Here is a 20,130-nt window from a genome sequence, read left to right as displayed (position 1 = left end):
AAGAAGTGGGAGAGAACGATGACTGATCACGGAGCAGATCTGGTGATCCGGGCGAACGCGATCCACACACGGGTGCCCGGCCAGGCGCCGCAGCGGGCGCTGGCCGTGCGGGGCGACCGCATCGTGGCCCTCTCGCCCGACCCGAACGGGTTCGACCACCTCCTGGGCGGGCGCACGACGGTCCACGACCTGCCCGGCGCCACCGTGCTGCCCGCGTTCGACGACACCCACACCCACCTGATCTACGCGGCACTCGGCGCGCACGACGTGCCCGTCCACCAGGCGCACGACATCCCCGAGTTCCTGGACCTGATCCGGCAGCGGGCCAAGGTGACCCCCGAGGGCGAGTGGATCCGCACCACCACCAACTGGCAGGAACTCAACCTCGCCGAGCGCCGGATGCCTACCGCGGCCGAACTCGACCAGGCCACCGACCGGCACCCCGTCCTGGTCAAGCGCGGCGGCCACAACGACATCGTCAACAGCTACGCGCTGCGCCTGGCGGGCATCACCGAGGACACCCCCGTACCGCCGGGCGGTGTCATCGGCCGCGACGCCGACGGCCGGCTCAACGGGCGGCTGGTGGACAACGCGCTGGGCCTGGTGGAGCGCCTGGTCCCGGCGCCGGACCGCGCCCAGCGCATCGACGGACTGCGCCTGGCGTCCGCGCAGTACGCCGCCACCGGCATCGGCACCGTCCGCGACTGCGCGGTCGCCCCCGAGGACTACGCCGTCCTCCTGGCCGCCCGCGAGGCCGGCGCCCTCAACACCCGTGTCCGCGCCCTGATTTCAGCGCTCGGCATGACCAGCGCGGCCCAGGTGGAGGACCTGCTCGACGTCATGGAGGACTGGCGTGACGGCTCCGACCCGTGGCTGCGGGTGTGGGGCGTGAAGTTCGGGCTCGACGGCGGCCTCGAAGCCGGCGCCACCGAGGAGCCGTACGCCTGCGACCACTCCTTCTCCGGGACGCTGATCTGGGAGCCCGACGCACTGGTCGAGGCCGTCGAGGCCGTGGTCCGGCGCGGCTGGCGAGTCGGCACCCACGCCTACGGCGACCGCGCGGTCCGCACCCTCCTGGACGTCTACGAGCGCGTCCTCGCCCGCAACCCCGGCCTGCCCGCCGGCACGCTGGTGATGGAGCACGGCGGTCTCGCCGGTCCCGAACAGCAGGCGCGTGCCGTCGAGTTGGGCATCCCCGTCACCATCCAGCAGCCCCTGCTGCACGACACCGCCGAGGTGGAGGAGGGCTTCTGGGGCCCGGAACGCGTCGCCCGGCTCTTCCCCGCCCGCGGCTGGATCGACCTGGGCGCCGAGGTCAGCGCCGGATCGGACTTCCCCGTCGGCCAGTTCGGCGCGATGCGCTCCGTCTACGGCATGACCACCCGCCAGACCGTCATCGGCGTCAAGGGCCCCGAACACGCCATCTCCTACGACGAGGCGCTCACCCTGCACACCGTCAACGCGGCCCGCCTGTGCGGCGATCAGGACCTGCGCGGCACGCTCGCTCCGGGCCGCCTCGCCGACCTCACCGTCTGGGACCGGGATCCCGCCGACTGCCCGAGCGACGCCCTGCGCGACCTGAACCCGCTGCACACGATCGTCGGCGGCCGTCTCGTCACCCGGTAGGGAGACCGCACGATCGGAAACGACAAGAGACGACTGGAAACGACCAGGAACGACTGCGGACACACGACTCGCCCGGCACGCAGTGACACGGCGTCCGGGCGAGCAAACGTTTTGTCAGGCGGTCGGCATCGTGCGGATCGCCGCGATGTCGAACTGGAGCCGCACTTTCTCGCTCACCATCGCACCGCCCTCGGCCAGCCGGGAGTTGTAGGTCAGACCCCAGTCGGAACGGTCGATGGTGGTGGTGCCGTCGAAGCCGACGCGCTCGACGGCGAAGGGGTCGGTGACATGGCCGATGTAGGTGAGTTCGAGGACCACGGGACGGGTGACGTCCTTGATGGTGAGATCGCCGAGCATGCGGTAGAGATCGTTGCCCGGCATTTGCACCGCGGTACTGGCGAACCGCATCCGCGGGAAGGTCGCGGAGTCCAGAAAGTCACGGCCGACCAGGTGGGCGTCGCGTTGTTCCACGCCGGTGTCGACGCTTCCGGTGGACACCACGATCTCCGCCTGCGAACGGGCGGGATTGCGGCCGTCGAAGTAGAGCCGGCTTTTGTATTCGGCGAAAGACCCGCGCACGGTCGTCACCATCGCGTGCCGGACGGAGAAGCCGATCCTGCTGTGCGCGGGGTCGATCATCCACTCGCCGGTCAGTTCCGCGAGATCGGGATCGGGCAGGCCGGAGGAGGTGTACGCCGGTGGGGCGGCGGGGCGTCTCGGGGCGGCGGGGGGTGCCGAGCGGCGGAGGGGCGCAGCGCGGTTGAACAGGTTCATGTGTCACGTAGTTACTGCACGCCTGAAATCGCCGCAAGCCTTCGCGGTGAGGCCCCGATAGCGCGAATCGGCACTGACACGGTTAAATACCGCCACCTCGCGAGCCGTTACCACATTTCCCACACATACTCGTCACCTGAAAAACAGCGCTTGCCAATTCGGCGCACTGTTCGGCACGGCACTGTTCAGCGCACCGGGAATCCGAACGAATAACCCTGCTGCTTCAGCCACGGCAGGATCTCGCGCAGCGCGGCCACGGTCTCCGAGCGGTCGCCGCCGGCGTCGTGGAACAGGATGGTCGGCCCGTTGGGCAGTTCGGACTTGACGGTGGCGATGATGGCGTCCGTGCCCGGGAGTTCGAAGTCCTTGGAGTCGACGTTCCAGCCCAGCGGGCGCATCCCCTGCGAAGCGGCGAGGTGCCGACTGTACGGCGTGAAGGCGCCGCCCGGCGCACGGTAGTACTCCGGTCGTACGCCCCCCGACGCCTTGGTGATCATGCTCGCGGCGTTCAGGATCTCCTGCGACTGGTAGGCCTCGGACTTCTTGTCCATCGTGGTGTCGTGCGAGACCGTGTGGTCGCACAGCCGGTGCCCGGCCGCCACGACCGCCTTGACCAGGTCGGGGTGGGCCTCGGCCTCGGGTCCGATCATGCAGAAGGTGGCCTTCACCCCGTACTCCTTGAGTACTTGGAGCACCTGCGGTGTCCAGGTCGGGTCCGGGCCGTCGTCGATGGTGATGTTGACGGCGTGGGCGCCCTTGTCGGAGGCGTGCACGATCTCCTCCGAGACGGTGGTGATCCGGGCGGGACCCGAACTCCCGGCGGAGGGACGCGAGGCCCCGGCACCCTGCCTGTCGACGACACCGGCCTGCGCGGTCCACACCGACGTTGCCGCCGCCACCGCGGTCACCCCGACCGCCGCCGCGAGTACCCGCCCGTACCAACCCCGCCCACCGTGCCGTGCCATGTCAGCCCTGCCCTTGCCCTGTTTGATCGACTCCGTGCACTCGTCAGGACGGCGTAAAGGCGGGGGAGGATCCGCCTGTTACGGATCACGGACAATTTCGCGGGAGTTCCGAGACGCACGCTCAACGAGCGGACACCGCAGAGGTTTCGCTACCGCAGCGCGAGACGCCCGCGGAAGTCCTCCGGGACCGGCGCGAAGCGCAGCGCCATCGTGAGCTTCTCGGGGTGGTCGACGGTCAGCCGGTACCGGGTGCACAACAGATGGCACAGGCCCATCAGTTGGACGGTCCCGATATTGGCGCCGACGCACTTCTTGGGCGCCCAGCCGAACGGCACATAACAGGTACGGTCCGCCGGCCCGTGCGGCGCGCCCGGCAGGAAACGGTCCGGGTCGAAGACGTCCGGCCGTTTCCACACCCGCTCGTCACGGTGGATGAGATGCGGGCTCAGCAGATACCAATCACCGGGCTCCAGCCGGGTCTTGCCGAAGTCGAAGGGGAACTGGTTGCGCCGGACCAGCAGCAGCGGCGGGCTCCACAGCCGCAGCACCTCCTTCACGAACCGGTGCGTCACCGGGGCCGCGTGCGTCGGAGCCGTACGGAACTCCACCGGGTCCACGGCACCCAGTTCCCCGGCGAGTTGCTCCTGCCACTCGGGATGCCGGACGAACTCGTACAGCAGACTCGCGGCGGCGGTGCCCGGCGGCCCGCCGATCGCGGTGAGGACAGTGGTGACGACGTCCAGCGCGCGGTCCATGCCGAGTTGGGGCAACAGGTCGACGAACGGATCGGCGAGATCCAGCTCGCGCTTCCGCTTCCCGTGCGCGCGCTGCCGCAGCACCCGGCGCACCACGAGCCCGGATCGCAGCTGTACGACGATGAACCGCAGATGATGCCAAGTCCCGGCCGGCTCGGGCGAGACGAGCCGCAGCAGCTTCATCTCCAGGTCACGGCGGACCAGTTCGGCCTCGCCGGAGGTGAGACCGGACAGCGCGACCGGCAGCATGGACCGCAGCGCCACGTCCTGGGTGAGCATCACCAGGTCCACGTCCTCGCCGAGCCGCTCGTCGATGATCCGCTCCATGCGGTCGATCAGGGCGCCGTGCTGCTCCGCCGTGGCCAGCGTGTGCAGTTGGGTGAGCCAGGCGGAACGGATCCGGCTCCACCGCACCTCGGGACTGCGCCGCCGCAGCAGCATGTCGATCAGCCGGTCGTGCAGGACGAACCGGCGCCAGTTCGTGGCACTGACCCGGCGCGCCGCCTCCGGCTCGAACACACCGAGCCGGGTGTCGTCGACCCAGAAGATCCCGTCCTCGGCGGCGCTGCGCGTACGGATGGAGTGCAGGAAGTCCTCGGGGTGCTGCGGGGTGGTCATGATGAGCGTCCCCTCGTGGGGCGCGGGGAGCCGGCCGCTCGGTGGTTCCCCGCGCCGGGCCGGTCAGATGTGGTGGTACAGGTACCAGAACTGTCCGTACGAGCCTCGGATGTTGAGGACGGACTTCGCCTTGAGGTACAGGGCGTGCATGCGCGTTCACCTCCTCCCGGGACAGTCGGTGCGGGCGCTCAGCACCGCGGTGAAACGCGGTGGAGCGAGCGCCGGGCCCACCTGGGGACCGGCGCCGTCCTGGGTGACCGACAACTGCCAGTCACGGGTGATCAGTTCGATGAGATCTTCGAGGAGCCGCATGGTGACGGTCGCCCCGGCACAGGTGTGCGGCCCGTACCCGAACGGCAGATACGCCGCGTCCGGCACCGCCGCCGCCCAGCGCTCCGGCACGAACTCGTCCGGCCGCTCCCAGTACCCAGGATGCCGGTGCACCAGATAGGTGCAGACGGCGAGGAGGTCGCGCGGGGTCACCTCCGCCCCGCCGAGCGTCTGCGCATGGCTCGGCGTCCGCGCGAACAACCACGCCACCGGCCACAGCCGAAGCGCCTCCCGAACCGTCCAACTCGGCTCCGCCGTATGGGAGTCGGGATGCGTGCCGAGCAGATACACCGACCAGCCGAGCGCGAAGCCGACCGAGCCGACGGTGGCGAACAGGAAGGAGAGATAGACCTCGGCGAGGTCCCTCGGATCCGCCCCGGGTTCGCTCTCGTCCACGACGACGTCGAGCAGGTCACGTGGATCGGGGGAGCGGGCCAACTCCCGCTGCCGGGCGCGTATGTCGGCGTGCAGCACGCTCAACGCCCGCCGCCGGAAAAGCAGTCGGGACGGCGGCGAGTGCCGGCGCCGCGCGCCCGCCAGGACCGCTCGGCGCACGATCTGCTCGACGGTGACGTGCAGTTGGGGCGGAGCGCTCTGGTGCAGCAGGACGTCTCGGAGATGGCGGAGGACGAGCAGGTTCCCGGCGTCGGGCCAGCGGGCGCTGGGGGCGAGGAGTTCGGCGACCAGACCGGGCAACTCCACGCGCTGCGCGTCCAGATGACGGCGTATCAGGGAACGGGCCGAGCGCCCGATCCGGATCTGCGCCGCACGGGGTCCGAAGTCCCCGTGCCGGGTCCGGTAGAAGTCGGACGCCTCGACGACTACGGCGTCCCGGTTGCCGAGCACCGCACGAGCGGACTCCGGCCCGGCCACGCACACCGTGCCCATGGCCGAGCGCCACACGTCGTGCCCCGCGTCGAACTCCGCGCTCAGCAGGGCCAGCGTGTCGCGGGCGCGGGGACGGACTCCGCGCGGAGTGCGAGCGGCCTCGCCGTACCCCTGACGCGTCCCGGACGACTCCATGGCGGCCCCCTTCGAGATCGCGGAAGCGCGGCACCCGTGGTGCGGTACGCGTGACGCCCCGACCGATGGGAACAGCCTGCTGACGGGCCGGTGCCGTGTCGCGTGCTGTGCCGGTGAGCGGAACAGCCGGACAGGGCAAGATGCCGCGATGAGTTTCGGTCGGCCCGGGAGTCTGATCCGGTGAGCGTCGTAGCGCGTCGTAGGACGCTGCCCGAGACAACTTCGAAACGACACACCACGGAGGACCCCATGACGACCACACCCGGCACCGCGAGCAGCGACCTCCCCGGCAAGCCGCCCGTCGTGGACATCGCCACCTGGAACGCGGCGCGCGACGAGCTGCTGATCCGGGAGAAGGCGCACACCCGTGAGGGGGACGCGATCGCCGCGGCCCGGCGGCGGCTGCCGATGGTCGAGCTCGACGGGAAGGCCGAGGTCGTCGGCGCCGACGGACCGGTCCCGTTCCTCGACCTGTTCCAGGGGCGCGACGAACTGGTGGTGTACCAGCACATGTGGCACGACCACGCTCCGCACCAGGGTCAGTGCGAGGGCTGCACCACCACGGCCTGGCACATGAAGGACGCCGTCTACCTCAACGCCCGGGGCGTCTCGTACGCCGTCCTGACCACGGGCGCGTGGGACGAGGTGGCTCCGTACGTCGAGTTCATGGGCTACACCGAGCCCTGGTACTCGGTGCGGGGCCTGGACGCGCCGATCGGCGGCGGAATGGGGCACATCCTCGCCTTCCTGCGCGACGGCGACCGCGTGTTCCTCACCTACTCCACGACGGGCCGCGGCAACGAGCCCGTGAACGGCTCCCTCGCCCTGCTCGACATGACGCCCTACGGCCGCGGCGAGGCCTGGCAGGACAACCCCGAGGGCTACCCGCCCGGCCGCGACGCCTGCTGGTACTGGCGCTCGGACGCCGACGGGAACGCCACCTGGGGCGGGACCAGCCGTCCCGTCCCGCAGTGGATCCGCCCCGGCGCGACCCCCGTGGAGACCCTCGGCCGACACGGCGACTGCCACTGACACGCCCACGCCTCCCCTTGACGCCCGTCACCCCCGCACCTAGCCTCGACTGAACACGTCTAGACAGGTAGGTCGACGATGACGGACTCCTCCCAGACTTCCCAGTCCCGGCAGCTCCAGGTCGAGACACACGGCCTCGATGTGATCGGCGACGCCGAACGCAAAGGCACCCCAAGAACCTTGTTCTGGCCATGGTTTGGAGCGAACGAAGCGTCTTGCTAAAGGGCCACAAGGGCAGGCTTACTGGGGGGCATGAAAAAGACGGGGCCCTTGATCGGCCGTGAGTACCGCCGGCTGTCCAACGCCAAGGGAGGCACCAGCCTCGCACGGCAGGGAGCCGATAACGCGAGAGCGGCCGCGGAGAACGACATCAGCCTGCAGGGCGAGCCGTACATCGACGACGGGCTCAGCGCGTCCCGCTACGCGAAGAAGCGTCGCGATGATTTTGAGAAGCTCGTGGGTGACATAGCCTCGGGCCCCACCGGGCTTGAGAGCCGCTTCGGTGCCAACGTCCTGATGCTCTGGGAGTCCTCCCGCGGCTCCAGGAAGGTCGGCGAGTGGGCCTCTTTCATCGACCTGCTGGAAGAGAAACAGGTCCTGATCTGGGTCACCACCCATGAGCGGATGTACGACCCCAGCAACGGGCGCGACCGTAAGTCGCTGCTCGAGGACGCCGTGGACTCGGAGTACGAGTCGTACAAAACCCACGTGCGTACGTACGGCACTGCTGCCTATCAGGCCACCATCGGCCACCCCCATGCGGCTCCCCCGGACGGCCTCATGCCCGTCTACGACGCCACGACGGGCGACCTGGTGGACTGGGTGGAGAACCCCGAGCGCAGCGAGCCGTTTCGCGAGCTGTTCCGGCTCCTGGAGAAGGGGCACAGCGTGACCGACATCGAGCGACGCTTCGAGAAGGCCGGCTATCTCAACCTGTCGGGGCGGCCGTTCTCCCGTGAGCACCTGAGGCAGTCGGCGACTCGGCACGCGTACGCGGGACTGCGCCTGTACCGCGGCCAGGTCTACGACGGCATCTGGACGGGGTTTGTGCCCGTGGCACGGTTCTGGGCTGTGCAGCAGATCCTCAACGCACCCGACCGGCGCACCACGCGCACGGGGCGCGCCACCCACGTGCTGACCGGGAACATGTGGTGCGGCCGCTGCGACGGCCCAATCACGAAGGTGAAGCACGACGTCGCCTACCAGTGCACCGGATGCTGGCTGCGTATCCAGAAGGCGCCGGTGGACGACCTCGTCATCGGTGGCGAGGTGGTCAATGAGGACAAGACGGTGACGCCCAGGCCCGGCACGCTCCTGCGCTACCTCGCGCGCAAGGACCTCTACAAGCTGCTGGCGAGGTCCGATGGCGACGACGAGGAACTGCGGTCCGTGCAGAACCAGTTGGCGCAGGCCCGCACGGAACGCGACATGTTCCGGCAGGCCAAGGCCGCGACCGTTGCGCAGGCGCTTATTTTTGCCAACTCGCTGGAAGAGAAAGAGGCGGAGGTCCAGCAACTGGAGTCGCGGGAACGGAGCCTGAGCCTGCCTCCGGCGGTCCTGAACATGATCCGGCCCGGCGTGAACGTCTGGGAGTCCTGGCACGAGGCGCCTGTCACCGCGCGTCGGGACGTGGCCCGCATCGTTCTCCAGCCCGGTCTGCTCGGTCGGCTGTACGTCCACCCCAGCCCCAGGAGGGGCCGTTACCAGCCCATCCTGGAGCGCCTGGAGTATCGCCGCACCGGCTAGCGCATCAGCGCGCCGAGGTTATGCGAGTGCTGGCACCGCGGCGGACGGCAGGAGCACAGCGGCTCCGGCGTCGAGGGCTGCGCCGTGATGCCTGAACCAGATCTGGATCCAGAGCCCGTCGCCTGCCAGCCTCAGGAGAAGATCGTTCATGTCGTTCTGGAGCTGCATCGTGCACTCGTCCTCGTCGATGAGCCAGAGGCAGCTGCCCGCTTCCTCGACCGCGTAGAGGACCAGCCCGGATGGCAGCTGGTGACCCGGCACGCGTTCCCATCGCGACACTGCCAGCCTGAGCCCCTGCGCGGTGCCGTTCACGCGGTCGCCGCCGGCCCAGCGCTGCCGCCACTGCCCGTGCACGATTTGGTGAGTGCACAGCTGTGTGAACGCCAGGGGCAGGAGCGGCCCGCTGTGGTCCGGATCGAAGAGGATTTCTGCCTGGCCGCCTGGCAGATCTTTCACGTCGGCGGTGCGCCCGTTTTGAATCTCGCCCCGCTCCGCGAGCCGGTAGCGCACCTCTATGTGCGGTGTGTAGGACACGAGTTCCCCCTGTGGACCGTGGCTGCCGCTGCGTGGGGGCGGGGCAGCGCGGATCTGGTGATCTACTCCGCTGGCAGGCGGGTCACCATCATGCACAGGGCAATCACTTTTGGCCACACTTTACTCACGCAGCGTTGTCAAGGGCCTTCCAACTGCGTTGATTCACAAGCCAGTTGAGCGTTCGACTTTTTTTCAGCCATCCCGCCGGGGGGCCTTGCGGTAGAGGCGCATCAGCTGCTGAGCCTTTGCGATGTCCTCGGGGTCCGTCAGCTCCTTGCCGGACAGGCCGCGTACTTGACCGTCATCACTCCAGAGCGTGTGCACGCCGGTGAACTGGCGGCCTGCCCGCTCCTGGACTTCGCCGAGGTCCAGGTTCAACACATCGGCGAGAGCGTCGAGTTGCGGGTACTCCGGATGCTCGGCCGGGTCGAGCGCATTCCGCTCCAGGCGGTCGAGCCAGCCGGCGTCGATGACGTGGTCCCGGCTCTCGGGGTCGACTGCGCGGGCGGCTACCTGGGCAAGGCTCAGCCCGGCTGATAGGCGTGTCTCGCGTACGAGGTCGGAGAAGCCGCGCTCGCCCGCGAGATCTTGGCGCACGAGGCGTAGTGCCTCCTCGACGCCAGCCGCGGTCACGCCGAGTTCCCGTGCTGAGGCGCGCACAACGCGGCGCAGGGCCTCGCTCGGCGAGAAGCCCGAGTCCGTCGACGACTGGGGCAGCTCGAGTTCCTCGGTCTGCAGTCCTTCGTCCGCGACTAGGGGAACGGGATCGCGGCCCGCGAGGATCTCTTCGACTGATCCCTGCCCCCATCGCAGAGCACGTTCCAGCTTGCGATACGTGGACGGGCGTGCCCGGATCGCGCCCTTACGGATTTTGCTCAGCGTCTCATCTGAGAAGCCGCCGGCTCTGCAGACGACGGCGTACTCAAGCCCGAGCTCGGCAATACGCCGTTCCACGCAGGTGCCCAAGCGCACGAGTGCGTCTCCATCAGCCGTCATGGGCTGAGAGTACATCGGCCGCGTTCCAATCTGTTCCAAAGGTGCACGTCATTGGGGTTACGCAGAGCCGTCCTTTGCCAAGTCTGCCCTCCTGGACTCCACGAGATTCCACTTATCTCCAACTTACCCACGAGTAGGTCTTGTGCTTGGACAAGCGTGGAATAGATTGGAGCCATGCTCAGTCGGAAGATCAACGGGGCGAAGCTGCGCCACATCCGCGAAACGCGCGGCCTGACGGTCGCGGCTCTCGCGGGCGCCGTGGACCGGTCGTCCTCCAACATTTACAAGATCGAACAGGGCAAGGCGCAGCCCTCGGCTGTGGTCTACGCGGCGCTGAAAACCGCCCTTCAGGTCGAGGACACCGAACTCGTCGACGAGCGCTCAGGGAGCGCGGCGTGACGAGCGAGGAGCGCGAGGCGCACATCCGTGACGTCGTCGATTCCGCGCCGCTCCCGTCCCCGGAGGACATCGACCGCCTGCGGGCGCTGCTGCGGCTGGACACCCGGGCCGCGGCCAGCTGGTCGCCCGGGCAGCCGCAGTCGGCCCGCCCGATGGCCGCCTGACCACATGAGATCGGGGCCGCCCCGGGCTGGACCCCGGCACGACCCCTCGGCACAACCCACCCCCGCACCTACTGAAGGAGTGGCTCGACCGTGACCACAGCATCCCAGACCCCGGGGCCCATGCCCCCCGAGCGCGTGCCCGCTGCGACACCGGACCAGGCCGCCGTGGCGTTCGCCGCGTACGGCCAGGTCCAGCCCGTACCGGCTGGTGCCTCGTACGCCGACCCCGTCCAGGCCGCTGCCGGCGTCATGACCGCGGCGATGACCCGCGGTGCGACGACCCCGCGTGAGTTGGCGCAGGCCGAGGCCGACGCTGGCCTGCTCTTCCATCCGCAGCTGGCCCAAGACATCGCCGACGCATCCGCCGAGCAGGCGCACGCCGAGGACGAGGCGGAGATGGCCGAGCGCGGCCGCCAGCTCGCCGAGATGGCCGATACTCACCGGAAGGTGAAGGCGCTGAGCCGTCTGATCGAGGGCCGCCCGGGGTGGCACCTGCTGCCCGTCGCCGAGGTCGCGGCGGCCCTCGAGTACGGCACGACTCCGCACGACGGCAGCCCCCCGATGACGCTGACCTGGACCCGCCGCGTCACTGTGCCGGACGCGCACGCCGCCAACCAGGACGCGGTCATCGAGTGCACGTCGTCGTACGGCGGCCACGCCGACCTCGTCGTGGGCGGCAACGACCGGGCCGCCCTCGCGAGCCTGGTCGACGCCCCGGCCCGCGACATCCGAGCGACGTGCCCGACGCCGGGCTGCGGTGAGGCGGCCGAGGCCGAGGCGTCCGACCTGGTCGGTTGGTTGCGTCTGGAGATCGCCAGCCTGGGCGACGGCCCGCGCTGGTACTGCTGCGACGTGTGCGTGGTCAACGCCCTCGCGCGGGCCGGACACGAGATCGCGGACGCCGACCGGGCCGCCGCCGTCGACCCCGGCGAGCAGGCGTACGACGAGGCCTCCTACCTCGACGCGCGCTACGGGGTCGGTGCGTCCGACGCTCACGCCGAGCAGCTGGCCGCAGCGCACGCGGCCGACGTCGAGGACGAGCGCGGCGACGTCGACGAGCTCGCGGGGGGTGCGGCGTGAGGGGGCCGCTCGACACCTATGTGGGCTGGGAGAAGCCCGAGCATCGGCGGGGCTGCAAGAGGCCCGCGTGGGACGTGTCCGTGCGCGTCATCGAGAGGGAGTACCGCCGCGGTCACGGCTTCCACGGCGAGCCGGTGGTGCAGCACGCGTGCGCTGACAAGGAGTACTGCGACCACGGCCCCACGTACGACGCCACGGTCGTGCGGATCGTGTGCCTCTCGTGCGGCGCGGCCCAGGTGGTCAGCGGTGAGAACACCCGGGACACCGGCGAGACGATCACCAGTACCCAGCACCTCGGCTACGGGCTGCCCCCACGCAAGGCGCGCGGGTTGCTGCTGTGGCCGGCGGAGCCGTGGCTGAACCTGGGACGTGCCGCCGAGGCGGAGCCCCACGACTTCGTGGTCACGCGCCTCGGAGTCAAGGCCGTCACCAAGGACGTCGTGGTCGGGCAGATCACCAAGGGCACGGGCGAGCGGCGCGGTGTGGTGTGGACGGCGCTCGCGGTGGCAGGTACGGGTGCTCGGTTCGAGTACGGGTACGGCGGCCCGATGCGCTTCCAGCACGCGAACGACGGCCGCGGCCGCGGCGGGAGTCCCCTGCGCACGGTGGTCGCGGCCGCGCGGTGGATCGGCGAGCGTCTGGCCGAGCAGCCGGAAGCGGGTGCGGCGGCGTGAGCGCCATCGAGGAGACCCGTACGGCCGCCACGGTCGGGAAGGACACCAGCGACGGCGCCCAGCTGTCAGCTTCAGCTGGCGAGTCCACCCTGCCGCAGCTGCCGTACGCGGATGCGGTGCACCGCGCGCTGTGCGCGATCGAGGTCCTGCCCGACACGGTCGAGACCGGCGTGCGGGTGGAGACGCTCGACGGCCAGGAGGACCTGTTCGTCCGGGTGGAGTGGATGCCCGGTCACGACGACCTGGTCCCCGACGCGGTGCGGACGGCAGGGCTCACCGTGCAGTGGTCGCACCTGACCGGCTGGTCGGTGTGCAGCGGCGACGAGCTGGCCGAGCTGGCCGTCGACGACCTGGCCGACCCCGACACGATCGCCGATCGGTGCATGCACGCCGTGCTGTGCGGTCTGGAGTGCGACTGCGACAAGCAGCCCGCCAGCCGGTGGGAGCGGGCCGCCGCCCTGAATGCCGCCCTGACCGCCTACGACGAGCGTGAGGAGAACGGCCGATGACGAGCGGCGTAATCCTGATCATCAGTGCGCTGCTGGCGTTGCTGGTCCTGTTCGTGGTCGCGGGGTGCATCGAGACGCTCGCCGACCGGCAGCCGCCCGCCCGCGTCGTGCAGCCCCGGCGGAAGGCCGTGCCGCTGCTGCCCCCGACGCGTGACTGGCAGCCGGGAGAGGTGCAGTTCGCGCTGCACCGCGCCCGCCACATCCGCGCGGCGCGCGCCCAGGCCCGTGATGTCCAGCTGGGCCGGCCGCGGCCCGCGCCCAAGCACCTCACCGTCACCTCGCGCCGCCCCGGCGCCTGACCCCTCTGTCTCCGGGCCTGGCACGGCGTGCCCTGACAACCGCCGTGCCCGGCCCGGTCACCAACACCGAAGGAACACAGCATGCGGAGCACCGCAGGCAGGACCGCGCTGATCGCGAGCGCGCTCTACGACCTCATCCCGGGCGCCGACCACGCCTGTATGACCGTGCAGGTCGCCGAGTGCTACCCCGACTCGGCCGCCATCAAAAACACCTGGTCCGGTACGCCCCAGGGCCTGGCCGAGATGATCGCCGGCGCCGTGTGGGGTGACGCCGTGGAGGAGTTGAGCCCGCGCGCCCAGGCCGAGGAGGCCAAGCGCCGCCGCGACTTCGTCGGCGAGATTCTCACGCTGCAGGAGAGCGACACCCAGCTCACCTGCGCGGCCTGGTACCCGGCACGCCACGGCGACCTGGTCCACGTCCACTACGAGGCCGCCGGCGAGATGGTCGCGTTCGGCGAGACGTACCACGTGTACGACGCCGGGCACGGGCTGATGGGCATGGCGCTGCTGACGCACAACCTGCCCGCCACCGTCGACGACGATGTGGCCGATGGCATGACCGGCGCCTTCGCGTCGGAAGACTCCGACGACCCGCTCTACACCCCCTGGTTCGAGGCCGGACCGCAGCGGCTGACCATCGTCCGCGACGGCCGCCCCGTCCACATCGGCGGTGCCCGGTGAGCGCGGACACCTACGGCGACGACGCCGAGCTGGGCGTCGACGAGCCGTGCGGCGAGGGCATGTGCCGCTGCTCGTGCGGTGGTGCTTGCGTGTGCGGCTGCGAGTGCCCGGGCGACCAGGACGAGTGGCAGCCCGGCGAGTGCGACAACTGCTACGGCGAGACCATCGACGGACCGCTGGGCCCGATCTACTGCGCCTGCGCGATCGGCCAGGGCGCCATCGACGGCCACTGCGTGTGCGGACCGCCGCCCGGCTGTGTGCCCGCCGATGAGAACCCCACCTACACGCTCGTCACCCCGGCCACGGGCGGTGCGCAGTGACGCGCACGGACCGGCGCACCCTGGTGCGCCAGCTGCGAACCGAGGGCCTGAGCCAGCGCGCCATTGCGAGGCGGCTCGGGGTGGGCAAGGACACCGTGCGCCGCGACCTGCGGGACGAGCCCGCGGCCGCGCCGGACGATGCACCGCCCGGTGAGCCGGACACGGCGGCTGCGCCGCAGGTCAGTTCGGTCGAGGTTGAGGAGGCCGCGCCGGGCGGTGCGCCGCAGGACGCGCCGGTGGCGCAGCTGCCGCGCCGGGTGGCCGATCCGCTGGCCGGTATGGACATGAGCCAGTGGCGCGCGCTGCGCCGCGACCTCGCGGTGCTGACGCAGAGCGGCATGTCCGCCGAGACGCTGGTGCACCAGGCGGTCGTCACGCTGGCGCACCAGTACCGGCAGGACCTGGCGGCCGGACACCTGAAGCCCGGGCAGCGGTTCCTCATCCGCTCGATGGACCTGTACCGGGCCGACCGTACGGCGGCCGCCGAGCCGTCGACGGCCGGCACCTGAAAGCCGGGTCCGGCCGCCCGGCCGCTCACCCCCAGCAAGGGGCGGCCGGACCCATCCCCCGTATCGAACACTCGACCGAAAGTGGGCTGCTGTGTACCGCTCGTGGTTCCTGCTCTCCGTGGCGCTGCTGTGCGCGGTGCTCGGCTGCACCCCGTCCGCCACAGCGCCGACGCCGAGCCCGGCCGCCGCGCCCACCGGGGCTGGCCGATGACCGGGCGGCCCGCCCTGAGCCCCCGTCGGGGCGGGCCGCCCACCCCTGTCCGTCGACGCCGTCGACGTCGGCGCCCGGGCGCGTGCGATGTGCCCCGGCTGCCGCACGACCTGACCTACGCCCGCCTGTATCCGTGCGGTTGGCGCTGCGACCGGCACAGCCCGGCCGCGCTGCCCGCCCTCCTCCTGACCCTTGCGTAAGGACCCACATGCAGACCAGATCGGCACCCACCCCCGGCGACCTCGCCGCCGCCCACCGCCCGCCCGCGGACCCCGTCCCGGCACCCGAGGCGGCACCTGAGCCGGAAGCGCCGTACGACCGCCACCGCTGGGAGGAGGCTGTCTTGTCCGGCGACCTCTACCGCGACGCGCGCCTGGTCGCACTCGTCCTGGCCCACTACGCCGGCGCCTCGGGCTACCTGCCCGAGGACGGCGTGCAGTACCTGAAGCCCCTGGCCCGTCTGACCGACGTCACGCCGCGCCTGGTGAAGCTCTCGCTGCGGGACCTGCAGCGGCAGGGCTACATCCACCGTCCGCCGCTCGCCCCGGGCCACCAGACCCAGATGGCGCGGCCGATCACCCTCACCCTGCCGACCGCGGCCGCCCGTACGGAGCCCCCGCATACCGGCGAGTTGCCCAAGTGAGCGGCGACCAGGCGCAGTTAGCGCTGCTGCCCGACGACCCGCCCTCCTACGGCGGCCCCGCGGCCGCCGAGGTCGAGCCCATCCGCACCCAGGGCCGCACCGAGTACGCCGTGCACTGCGACGGCCCGACCGGCTGCGGCTCGATGCACCGCCACATCTTCCCCGGCATCCGCCAGGCCCCGTGTGGCGCCACCTACACCGTCCCCTCGGGCGACGGACCGCCCGACGACACCAGCTAGGACACCGTGCACCAGCCCGCGCGCCCCGCCGAGCCCCGCCGCAGCAGCGGCGGGGCCGGTAGTGCTGTCCGCGGGCAGGCCGAGCCGCCCTGGTACCGGCAGAAGGTGAAGGTGCCCAAGCGGGTGTGGGGGACCGGCCGTTACTCCGCCGGCGCGGTCGCGTACCACGCCCAGGTGACCGCGCTCGCCCAGCGTGCGGACGGCTGCCGCGCCGGCGTGCTCACCCTCGCCGGGTACATGGGCGACTCCAAGCGCACCGCAGAGAGGTTCCTCGCCGAGCTGTCCGCGCCCGGCCCGGACGGCATCCCCGAGCTGACGACCGTCCGGCACACCGACGGCGCAGGCGACGGCGAGACCGCCGAGCGCCACACCCGAGGCCTCGCGCGTGGCGAGCGCTTCGCGTTCGTGTCCGTCCTCGCAGCCAAGGCGCTGAGGCATCCCCTGTTCGTCCTGTACTGCGCCCTCGCGTACGCCGTGGCGACCAGGACGCCCGTCACGGCCGCCGAGCTCGCCGGCCTCCTGGACGTCAGCGAGCGCTCGGCCCGCCGTATGACCGACGAGCTCGAGGACCTCGGCTGGATCACCGTCCACCGGCGCACCGGGGACCACGGCCGCCACGAGTACGAGACCCACGATCACCCGCTCCACCTCGTCACCGACGAGCCCCTCCCACCGGACACAGATGGCGGATCGGGTGCGGACACGAATGGCGGATCCCTCGCGTCTAAGGAAGACCCAGAACTGACTGACGAGAGAACCACGCAGGTCGGTGGGGCTTTCCGCCGTAGGCGAGATGACCGTAAGTGGGTCGCGGGACCTGTGGACAACTCCGGCCGCCCGGTCGCTTCGGTCGCTGCGACGTTCCGGCCCGCGCCCCCTGTGCGCCCCCTGGAGCGCCCCGCGTACGCCGGACCTGAGCTGACCCTCAGCCCCCGCGTCTGGGCCGTCCTGGAGCCCGTGCGCGACCTCCTCGCCCAGTGCACGCCCTACACCGCCCGACGCATCGCCCGCGAGATCGGTGCCCAGCTCGACTCCGGCATCTGGCCCGACGAGATCCGCGACCAGGTCGCCCGCCTCCGCGCCTGGACACCCACCGAGACGATCACCGACCCAGGCCGCTGGCTGCTGGGCGCCGTCCTTCCCGTCCGCTCCCGCTGCGGCATGACCGGCTGCCACTGGGGCTTCCTCGCCCACACCGGCACGCCCTGCAAGACCTGCGCCGAGATCGACCAGGCCCGGGCCCTCGAGCGCCAGCGCGCCGCCCACCCGCCCCATACCGGCGCACGCCACGAGTGCACCGAGTGCCAGCGCCCCGCCCGCACACCCCTGCCCACCGGACGCTGCGCCACCTGCAGAGCCACCGCCTGACCCGAACGGAGACCCGACCTGCCATGTACGAGAGCCCCACCCGCCGGACCAAAACAGGCTTCGGCACCTGCGACGACTGCGGCCGCAGCGTCCTCTACGCCCTCACCACCAAGCACCGCCGGATCATCGCCATAGACCCGGCCGAGGACCCCGCCGGCAACCAGGCCGTGAGCGTCCGGGAGTCGATCTACTGGACGCGCCAGCTCAGCAGCGACCGGCCCGCCGCCGAGGAGCGCGAGGTACTGCGCAAACCGCACTTCGCCTCCTGCCCCGTCGCCCGGGCCCGGGTGCGCAGACGCGCAGCAGCAGCACGACGCACCGCCGGCCGCGCCCTCACCGGCGTACGCCCCACCCCCTGGCGGCCCCGATGACCCGACGCGAGCAGCACCACGCCCCATACGCGACCTTCCACCCCGGAGCCACCCCAGTGACCCACCAACCGATCCTGCCCGTCACACCCCAGGACGCCATGGCCGCCGCCCTCGACGACTACTGGATCAACAGCGACCCCGCCGCCACCTTCCACACCACCGAGGCCGCCGCACACGTCGAGGCCAGCCTCACCAGCTACGGCTACACCGTCACCACCCTCGCCGCGGCCGCCGCCCGCCGCTGCACCTGCCCACCCCCCAGCCGCGCATCGATCGCCTTCACCGCCCTCCTCGCCCTCACCTGCCTCCTCGCAGGCCTCGCCTGCCTCACACACGGCGGCCTGGGCTGGGCACTCACCGCCCTCATAGGCGCCGGCGCACTCGCCCGCGAGACCGCCTCCGAACTCCGCACCCGCCGAGCCCGCAGATGAGCAGCAACGGAACCCTCCTCGTCGAGGCGATCGCCACCCTCGCCGTCCTCGTCCACGCCTACTGGGCCTGGGCCATCGCCCTCGTCGCCACCCTCACCGTGCTCCTCCTCGCCCTCGTCGGCGTCCTCAACGCCCTCTACGACCACTACCGCCCCCGGAAGGACTGAGCCTCGCGCGCGCACGCGCCTGCGTTCCGCGCGCGCGAACGCAGGCACGCGGGACCATGCAGGTATTACTAACCAGTAGCCATGGCCGGACATCCCCGGCCGGAAAGAACGATCATGATCAAGGCCGCACTCCGCGACTCACTCGGCCGGCCCGTCATCCTTCTGGGCCTATCCGGCGAGAACGTGACCCGCCTCATGGCCGACGAGCCAATCAAGATCAACCTCTCCGAACTCGGCCTGCCACCCCTGCAGATCGCCCTCGTCGGCGGGCGCACCGAGGCCCACATCGTCGAGCAACTCGAAGAGCACTACGGCCCGTTGCCCTTCCTGTGCCCCCGCTGCCGCCGCTCCTCCCGCCACCCCGAGGACAAGCGCTACGGCTACTGCGGCCACTGCCACACCTACACCGGAGCCCCCACCCCATGACCGACGACATTGCCTGGATCCGCTCCACCATCGACCCCACCACCCGCAAAGCGGCCTGCCTCCTGCGCTGGGGCCAGGTCGAAGCACTCCTCACTCCCGAGGTGACTCTCACCACCGCCCGCGACCTGATGACCGCTGCGGCCTACGCCGAGACCGACGTCGCGACCCTCGACTGGTGCCGCCGCTCCCTCAAGATCGACGCCATCACCGCCGGGCGCATGGTCCTCGACATCCGCAAGAACAGGCCCGCGCCGACCGGACGCAGCGCCCTGCGCATCGAGGCCGTCGCCGGAGCGGACACCGGCAAGCCGTTCGTCAACGTCGCCCGCGGCTCCCTGAAGGCGCAGCTGGACCCGGACGGCGCCCGCGAGATGGCCGGCCACTGGACTGAGGCCGCCTCCGCCGCGCAGATCGACGTCCGCCTCCGCTACGCCCTCGGCGAGCACCCCGGCATCACCGACGCCGATATCGAACAGATCTTCGCTCGCGTTCGGGCCTTGCAGCGATGAGCGCGTGCCCCCTGTGCCCCCGGACCGCACCGGACGGCCAGCACCTGTGCCAGCTGCACGCCGGCGAGCTGCGCGGCTGGCTCACCGAGATCCCCGAGCAGGCACTGCTGCTCGCCTCCGAGTTCGTCGCCCGCTCGGCACGGCCCGCTCAAGGACGCGTCGGCGGCACCGGCCAGGCCGTCGCTCCCGTGCCCGTCGACCTCCGCGTCCTGGCGCTCCTCGGCCCCGGCCGCTACGACCCCGACGGCCCCGACGACGACGGCACCGCCCCCATCACCGCCGTCCTCGGCGCCTGGGCCGGACACATCGCCTACCACCACCCCGCCGCCCACCGCGACCCCCACGGCACCGCCCACACCCGCCCCTGCGAACAAGCCCGGCCCCGGCACGGCGAGAGCATCACCGGCTGGTGCGCATGGCTCACCGCGTACCTCCCCTACGCCCTCACCCTGCCCCTCGCCGCAGGCCTCTACGACGCCCTCGACACCCTCGTCCGCCGCCTGCGCCACCTCACCCACAGCCAGCCCCAGCAGCACCCCCGCGCCGCGCCCTGCCCCGCCTGCGACCTGTGCACCCTCGTCCGCACCGACGGCCGCTGGCACATCCACTGCCTGGGCTGCGGCCACCAGCTCACCCCCGACGAGTACGACCAGCACGCCGCCGCCTACCTGCTCGAACACACTGCCGAATCCGGCCGGCCCACCGCCTGACCGCGCCACCGCTGCCACACT

General features: G+C 71.1%; 27 protein-coding genes. 21 read left to right on the top strand and 6 right to left on the bottom strand.

The genetic code is table 11. The features are described from left to right. Nucleotides 1-18: 18 nt before the first annotated feature. Nucleotides 19-1,626: an amidohydrolase gene (locus OG407_RS07440; RefSeq protein ID WP_405856196.1), complete on the top strand. Its 1,608-nt coding sequence runs from the start codon at nucleotides 19-21 to the stop codon at nucleotides 1,624-1,626. Between the two features lie 114 nt (nucleotides 1,627-1,740). Here the strand turns inward: OG407_RS07440 and OG407_RS07435 are convergent, their stop codons facing one another. The 4 genes from OG407_RS07435 to OG407_RS07420 all read right to left on the bottom strand — a co-directional run bounded on the left by OG407_RS07435 (nucleotide 1,741) and on the right by OG407_RS07420 (nucleotide 6,091). Continuing rightward, entirely contained in the window at nucleotides 1,741-2,400 is a 660-nt protein-coding gene (locus OG407_RS07435; protein ID WP_405856194.1) for a YceI family protein, read from the bottom strand. Nucleotides 2,401-2,585: 185 nt separating this feature from the next. After that, complete coding sequence (locus OG407_RS07430) at nucleotides 2,586-3,365, bottom strand: polysaccharide deacetylase family protein (protein ID WP_405856192.1); 780 nt, start codon at nucleotides 3,363-3,365, stop codon at nucleotides 2,586-2,588. 149 nt (nucleotides 3,366-3,514) lie between these two features. Beyond that, nucleotides 3,515-4,738: a cytochrome P450 gene (locus OG407_RS07425; RefSeq protein WP_405856190.1), complete on the bottom strand. Its 1,224-nt coding sequence runs from the start codon at nucleotides 4,736-4,738 to the stop codon at nucleotides 3,515-3,517. A gap of 156 nt (nucleotides 4,739-4,894) precedes the next feature. Next, nucleotides 4,895-6,091, bottom strand: coding sequence for a cytochrome P450 (locus OG407_RS07420; protein WP_405856188.1), 1,197 nt, complete (start codon nucleotides 6,089-6,091; stop codon nucleotides 4,895-4,897). Between the two features lie 249 nt (nucleotides 6,092-6,340). On the opposite strand from OG407_RS07420, the gene OG407_RS07415 reads away from it, so the two are divergent. Both OG407_RS07415 and OG407_RS07410 read left to right on the top strand, forming a co-directional pair. Beyond that, a complete protein-coding gene (locus OG407_RS07415) occupies nucleotides 6,341-7,123 on the top strand; it encodes a DUF899 family protein (protein ID WP_405856186.1) in 783 nt (260 codons plus the stop codon). 252 nt (nucleotides 7,124-7,375) lie between these two features. Continuing rightward, entirely contained in the window at nucleotides 7,376-8,869 is a 1,494-nt protein-coding gene (locus OG407_RS07410) for a recombinase family protein (RefSeq protein WP_405856184.1), read from the top strand. Nucleotides 8,870-8,887: 18 nt separating this feature from the next. On the opposite strand, the gene OG407_RS07405 is transcribed toward OG407_RS07410, so the two are convergent. Continuing rightward, nucleotides 8,888-9,403, bottom strand: a complete 516-nt coding sequence (locus tag OG407_RS07405; RefSeq protein WP_405856182.1) for a hypothetical protein — start codon at nucleotides 9,401-9,403, stop codon at nucleotides 8,888-8,890. A gap of 192 nt (nucleotides 9,404-9,595) precedes the next feature. Then, nucleotides 9,596-10,399, bottom strand: a complete 804-nt coding sequence (locus OG407_RS07400) for a hypothetical protein (protein WP_405856180.1) — start codon at nucleotides 10,397-10,399, stop codon at nucleotides 9,596-9,598. Nucleotides 10,400-10,573: 174 nt separating this feature from the next. Between OG407_RS07400 and OG407_RS07395 the strand changes: the two genes are divergently transcribed. The 18 genes from OG407_RS07395 to OG407_RS07310 all read left to right on the top strand — a co-directional run bounded on the left by OG407_RS07395 (nucleotide 10,574) and on the right by OG407_RS07310 (nucleotide 20,109). After that, the gene (locus OG407_RS07395; RefSeq protein ID WP_405856178.1) at nucleotides 10,574-10,798 is read left to right on the top strand and encodes a helix-turn-helix domain-containing protein; all 225 of its coding nucleotides are present in this window, start codon (nucleotides 10,574-10,576) and stop codon (nucleotides 10,796-10,798) included. Further along, nucleotides 10,795-10,962 carry a hypothetical protein gene (locus tag OG407_RS07390; protein ID WP_405856176.1) on the top strand — a complete coding sequence of 56 codons (168 nt, stop codon included), beginning with the start codon at nucleotides 10,795-10,797 and terminating at the stop codon, nucleotides 10,960-10,962. The genes OG407_RS07395 and OG407_RS07390 overlap by 4 nt, the downstream gene beginning before the upstream one ends. A 90-nt stretch (nucleotides 10,963-11,052) precedes the next feature. Next, nucleotides 11,053-12,042, top strand: a complete 990-nt coding sequence (locus OG407_RS07385) for a hypothetical protein (RefSeq protein WP_405856174.1) — start codon at nucleotides 11,053-11,055, stop codon at nucleotides 12,040-12,042. After that, nucleotides 12,039-12,716 (top strand): hypothetical protein, encoded by a 678-nt coding sequence (locus tag OG407_RS07380; protein WP_405856173.1) that lies wholly within the window; start codon nucleotides 12,039-12,041, stop codon nucleotides 12,714-12,716. Before OG407_RS07385 ends, OG407_RS07380 begins: the two co-directional genes overlap by 4 nt. Then, nucleotides 12,713-13,225, top strand: a complete 513-nt coding sequence (locus OG407_RS07375) for a hypothetical protein (RefSeq protein WP_405856171.1) — start codon at nucleotides 12,713-12,715, stop codon at nucleotides 13,223-13,225. Before OG407_RS07380 ends, OG407_RS07375 begins: the two co-directional genes overlap by 4 nt. After that, nucleotides 13,222-13,524, top strand: coding sequence for a hypothetical protein (locus OG407_RS07370; RefSeq protein WP_405856169.1), 303 nt, complete (start codon nucleotides 13,222-13,224; stop codon nucleotides 13,522-13,524). Before OG407_RS07375 ends, OG407_RS07370 begins: the two co-directional genes overlap by 4 nt. An 81-nt stretch (nucleotides 13,525-13,605) precedes the next feature. After that, nucleotides 13,606-14,205 carry a hypothetical protein gene (locus OG407_RS07365; protein WP_405856167.1) on the top strand — a complete coding sequence of 200 codons (600 nt, stop codon included), beginning with the start codon at nucleotides 13,606-13,608 and terminating at the stop codon, nucleotides 14,203-14,205. Continuing rightward, on the top strand, nucleotides 14,202-14,525 hold the full coding sequence (locus OG407_RS07360; RefSeq protein WP_405856165.1) for a hypothetical protein: 324 nt from the start codon (nucleotides 14,202-14,204) through the stop codon (nucleotides 14,523-14,525). The genes OG407_RS07365 and OG407_RS07360 overlap by 4 nt, the downstream gene beginning before the upstream one ends. After that, nucleotides 14,522-15,034, top strand: coding sequence for a hypothetical protein (locus OG407_RS07355; RefSeq protein WP_405856163.1), 513 nt, complete (start codon nucleotides 14,522-14,524; stop codon nucleotides 15,032-15,034). The genes OG407_RS07360 and OG407_RS07355 overlap by 4 nt, the downstream gene beginning before the upstream one ends. A 419-nt stretch (nucleotides 15,035-15,453) precedes the next feature. Then, on the top strand, nucleotides 15,454-15,888 hold the full coding sequence (locus tag OG407_RS07350; RefSeq protein ID WP_405856161.1) for a hypothetical protein: 435 nt from the start codon (nucleotides 15,454-15,456) through the stop codon (nucleotides 15,886-15,888). Further along, nucleotides 15,885-16,127, top strand: a complete 243-nt coding sequence (locus OG407_RS07345; RefSeq protein WP_405856159.1) for a hypothetical protein — start codon at nucleotides 15,885-15,887, stop codon at nucleotides 16,125-16,127. Before OG407_RS07350 ends, OG407_RS07345 begins: the two co-directional genes overlap by 4 nt. 6 nt (nucleotides 16,128-16,133) lie before the next feature. Further along, nucleotides 16,134-17,495 carry a hypothetical protein gene (locus OG407_RS07340; RefSeq protein ID WP_405856157.1) on the top strand — a complete coding sequence of 454 codons (1,362 nt, stop codon included), beginning with the start codon at nucleotides 16,134-16,136 and terminating at the stop codon, nucleotides 17,493-17,495. 23 nt (nucleotides 17,496-17,518) lie between these two features. After that, complete coding sequence (locus OG407_RS07335) at nucleotides 17,519-17,866, top strand: hypothetical protein (protein WP_405856155.1); 348 nt, start codon at nucleotides 17,519-17,521, stop codon at nucleotides 17,864-17,866. A gap of 56 nt (nucleotides 17,867-17,922) precedes the next feature. Continuing rightward, nucleotides 17,923-18,297 (top strand): hypothetical protein, encoded by a 375-nt coding sequence (locus OG407_RS07330; protein ID WP_405856153.1) that lies wholly within the window; start codon nucleotides 17,923-17,925, stop codon nucleotides 18,295-18,297. Then, nucleotides 18,294-18,464: a hypothetical protein gene (locus OG407_RS07325; RefSeq protein ID WP_405856152.1), complete on the top strand. Its 171-nt coding sequence runs from the start codon at nucleotides 18,294-18,296 to the stop codon at nucleotides 18,462-18,464. Before OG407_RS07330 ends, OG407_RS07325 begins: the two co-directional genes overlap by 4 nt. 114 nt (nucleotides 18,465-18,578) lie before the next feature. Then, nucleotides 18,579-18,890 carry a hypothetical protein gene (locus OG407_RS07320; RefSeq protein WP_405856150.1) on the top strand — a complete coding sequence of 104 codons (312 nt, stop codon included), beginning with the start codon at nucleotides 18,579-18,581 and terminating at the stop codon, nucleotides 18,888-18,890. Next, nucleotides 18,887-19,399 (top strand): hypothetical protein, encoded by a 513-nt coding sequence (locus OG407_RS07315; protein WP_405856148.1) that lies wholly within the window; start codon nucleotides 18,887-18,889, stop codon nucleotides 19,397-19,399. Before OG407_RS07320 ends, OG407_RS07315 begins: the two co-directional genes overlap by 4 nt. Continuing rightward, nucleotides 19,396-20,109 carry a hypothetical protein gene (locus tag OG407_RS07310; protein WP_405856146.1) on the top strand — a complete coding sequence of 238 codons (714 nt, stop codon included), beginning with the start codon at nucleotides 19,396-19,398 and terminating at the stop codon, nucleotides 20,107-20,109. Before OG407_RS07315 ends, OG407_RS07310 begins: the two co-directional genes overlap by 4 nt. The last annotated feature ends 21 nt before the right edge of the window (nucleotides 20,110-20,130 follow it).

This window comes from Streptomyces sp. NBC_01515, assembly GCF_045040345.1.
In the GTDB taxonomy this organism is placed as follows: Bacteria; Actinomycetota; Actinomycetes; order Streptomycetales; family Streptomycetaceae; genus Streptomyces.
The sequence above is the reverse complement of the archived record's forward strand: the minus strand, read 5'-3'. Positions and strand labels throughout refer to the sequence as shown.

Bases quoted from the DNA above. Each gene is read 5' to 3' on its own strand.
- OG407_RS07440 (WP_405856196.1), top strand. From the start codon at position 19: ATGACTGATCACGGAGCAGATCTGGTGATCCGGGCGAACGCGATCCAC.
- OG407_RS07435 (WP_405856194.1), bottom strand. From the start codon at position 2,400: ATGAACCTGTTCAACCGCGCTGCGCCCCTCCGCCGCTCGGCACCCCCC.
- OG407_RS07430 (WP_405856192.1), bottom strand. From the start codon at position 3,365: ATGGCACGGCACGGTGGGCGGGGTTGGTACGGGCGGGTACTCGCGGCG.
- OG407_RS07425 (WP_405856190.1), bottom strand. From the start codon at position 4,738: ATGACCACCCCGCAGCACCCCGAGGACTTCCTGCACTCCATCCGTACG.
- OG407_RS07420 (WP_405856188.1), bottom strand. From the start codon at position 6,091: ATGGAGTCGTCCGGGACGCGTCAGGGGTACGGCGAGGCCGCTCGCACT.
- OG407_RS07415 (WP_405856186.1), top strand. From the start codon at position 6,341: ATGACGACCACACCCGGCACCGCGAGCAGCGACCTCCCCGGCAAGCCG.
- OG407_RS07410 (WP_405856184.1), top strand. From the start codon at position 7,376: ATGAAAAAGACGGGGCCCTTGATCGGCCGTGAGTACCGCCGGCTGTCC.
- OG407_RS07400 (WP_405856180.1), bottom strand. From the start codon at position 10,399: ATGACGGCTGATGGAGACGCACTCGTGCGCTTGGGCACCTGCGTGGAA.
- OG407_RS07395 (WP_405856178.1), top strand. From the start codon at position 10,574: ATGCTCAGTCGGAAGATCAACGGGGCGAAGCTGCGCCACATCCGCGAA.
- OG407_RS07370 (WP_405856169.1), top strand. From the start codon at position 13,222: ATGACGAGCGGCGTAATCCTGATCATCAGTGCGCTGCTGGCGTTGCTG.
- OG407_RS07365 (WP_405856167.1), top strand. From the start codon at position 13,606: ATGCGGAGCACCGCAGGCAGGACCGCGCTGATCGCGAGCGCGCTCTAC.
- OG407_RS07350 (WP_405856161.1), top strand. From the start codon at position 15,454: ATGCAGACCAGATCGGCACCCACCCCCGGCGACCTCGCCGCCGCCCAC.
- OG407_RS07335 (WP_405856155.1), top strand. From the start codon at position 17,519: ATGTACGAGAGCCCCACCCGCCGGACCAAAACAGGCTTCGGCACCTGC.
- OG407_RS07325 (WP_405856152.1), top strand. From the start codon at position 18,294: ATGAGCAGCAACGGAACCCTCCTCGTCGAGGCGATCGCCACCCTCGCC.
- OG407_RS07320 (WP_405856150.1), top strand. From the start codon at position 18,579: ATGATCAAGGCCGCACTCCGCGACTCACTCGGCCGGCCCGTCATCCTT.
- OG407_RS07315 (WP_405856148.1), top strand. From the start codon at position 18,887: ATGACCGACGACATTGCCTGGATCCGCTCCACCATCGACCCCACCACC.
- OG407_RS07310 (WP_405856146.1), top strand. From the start codon at position 19,396: ATGAGCGCGTGCCCCCTGTGCCCCCGGACCGCACCGGACGGCCAGCAC.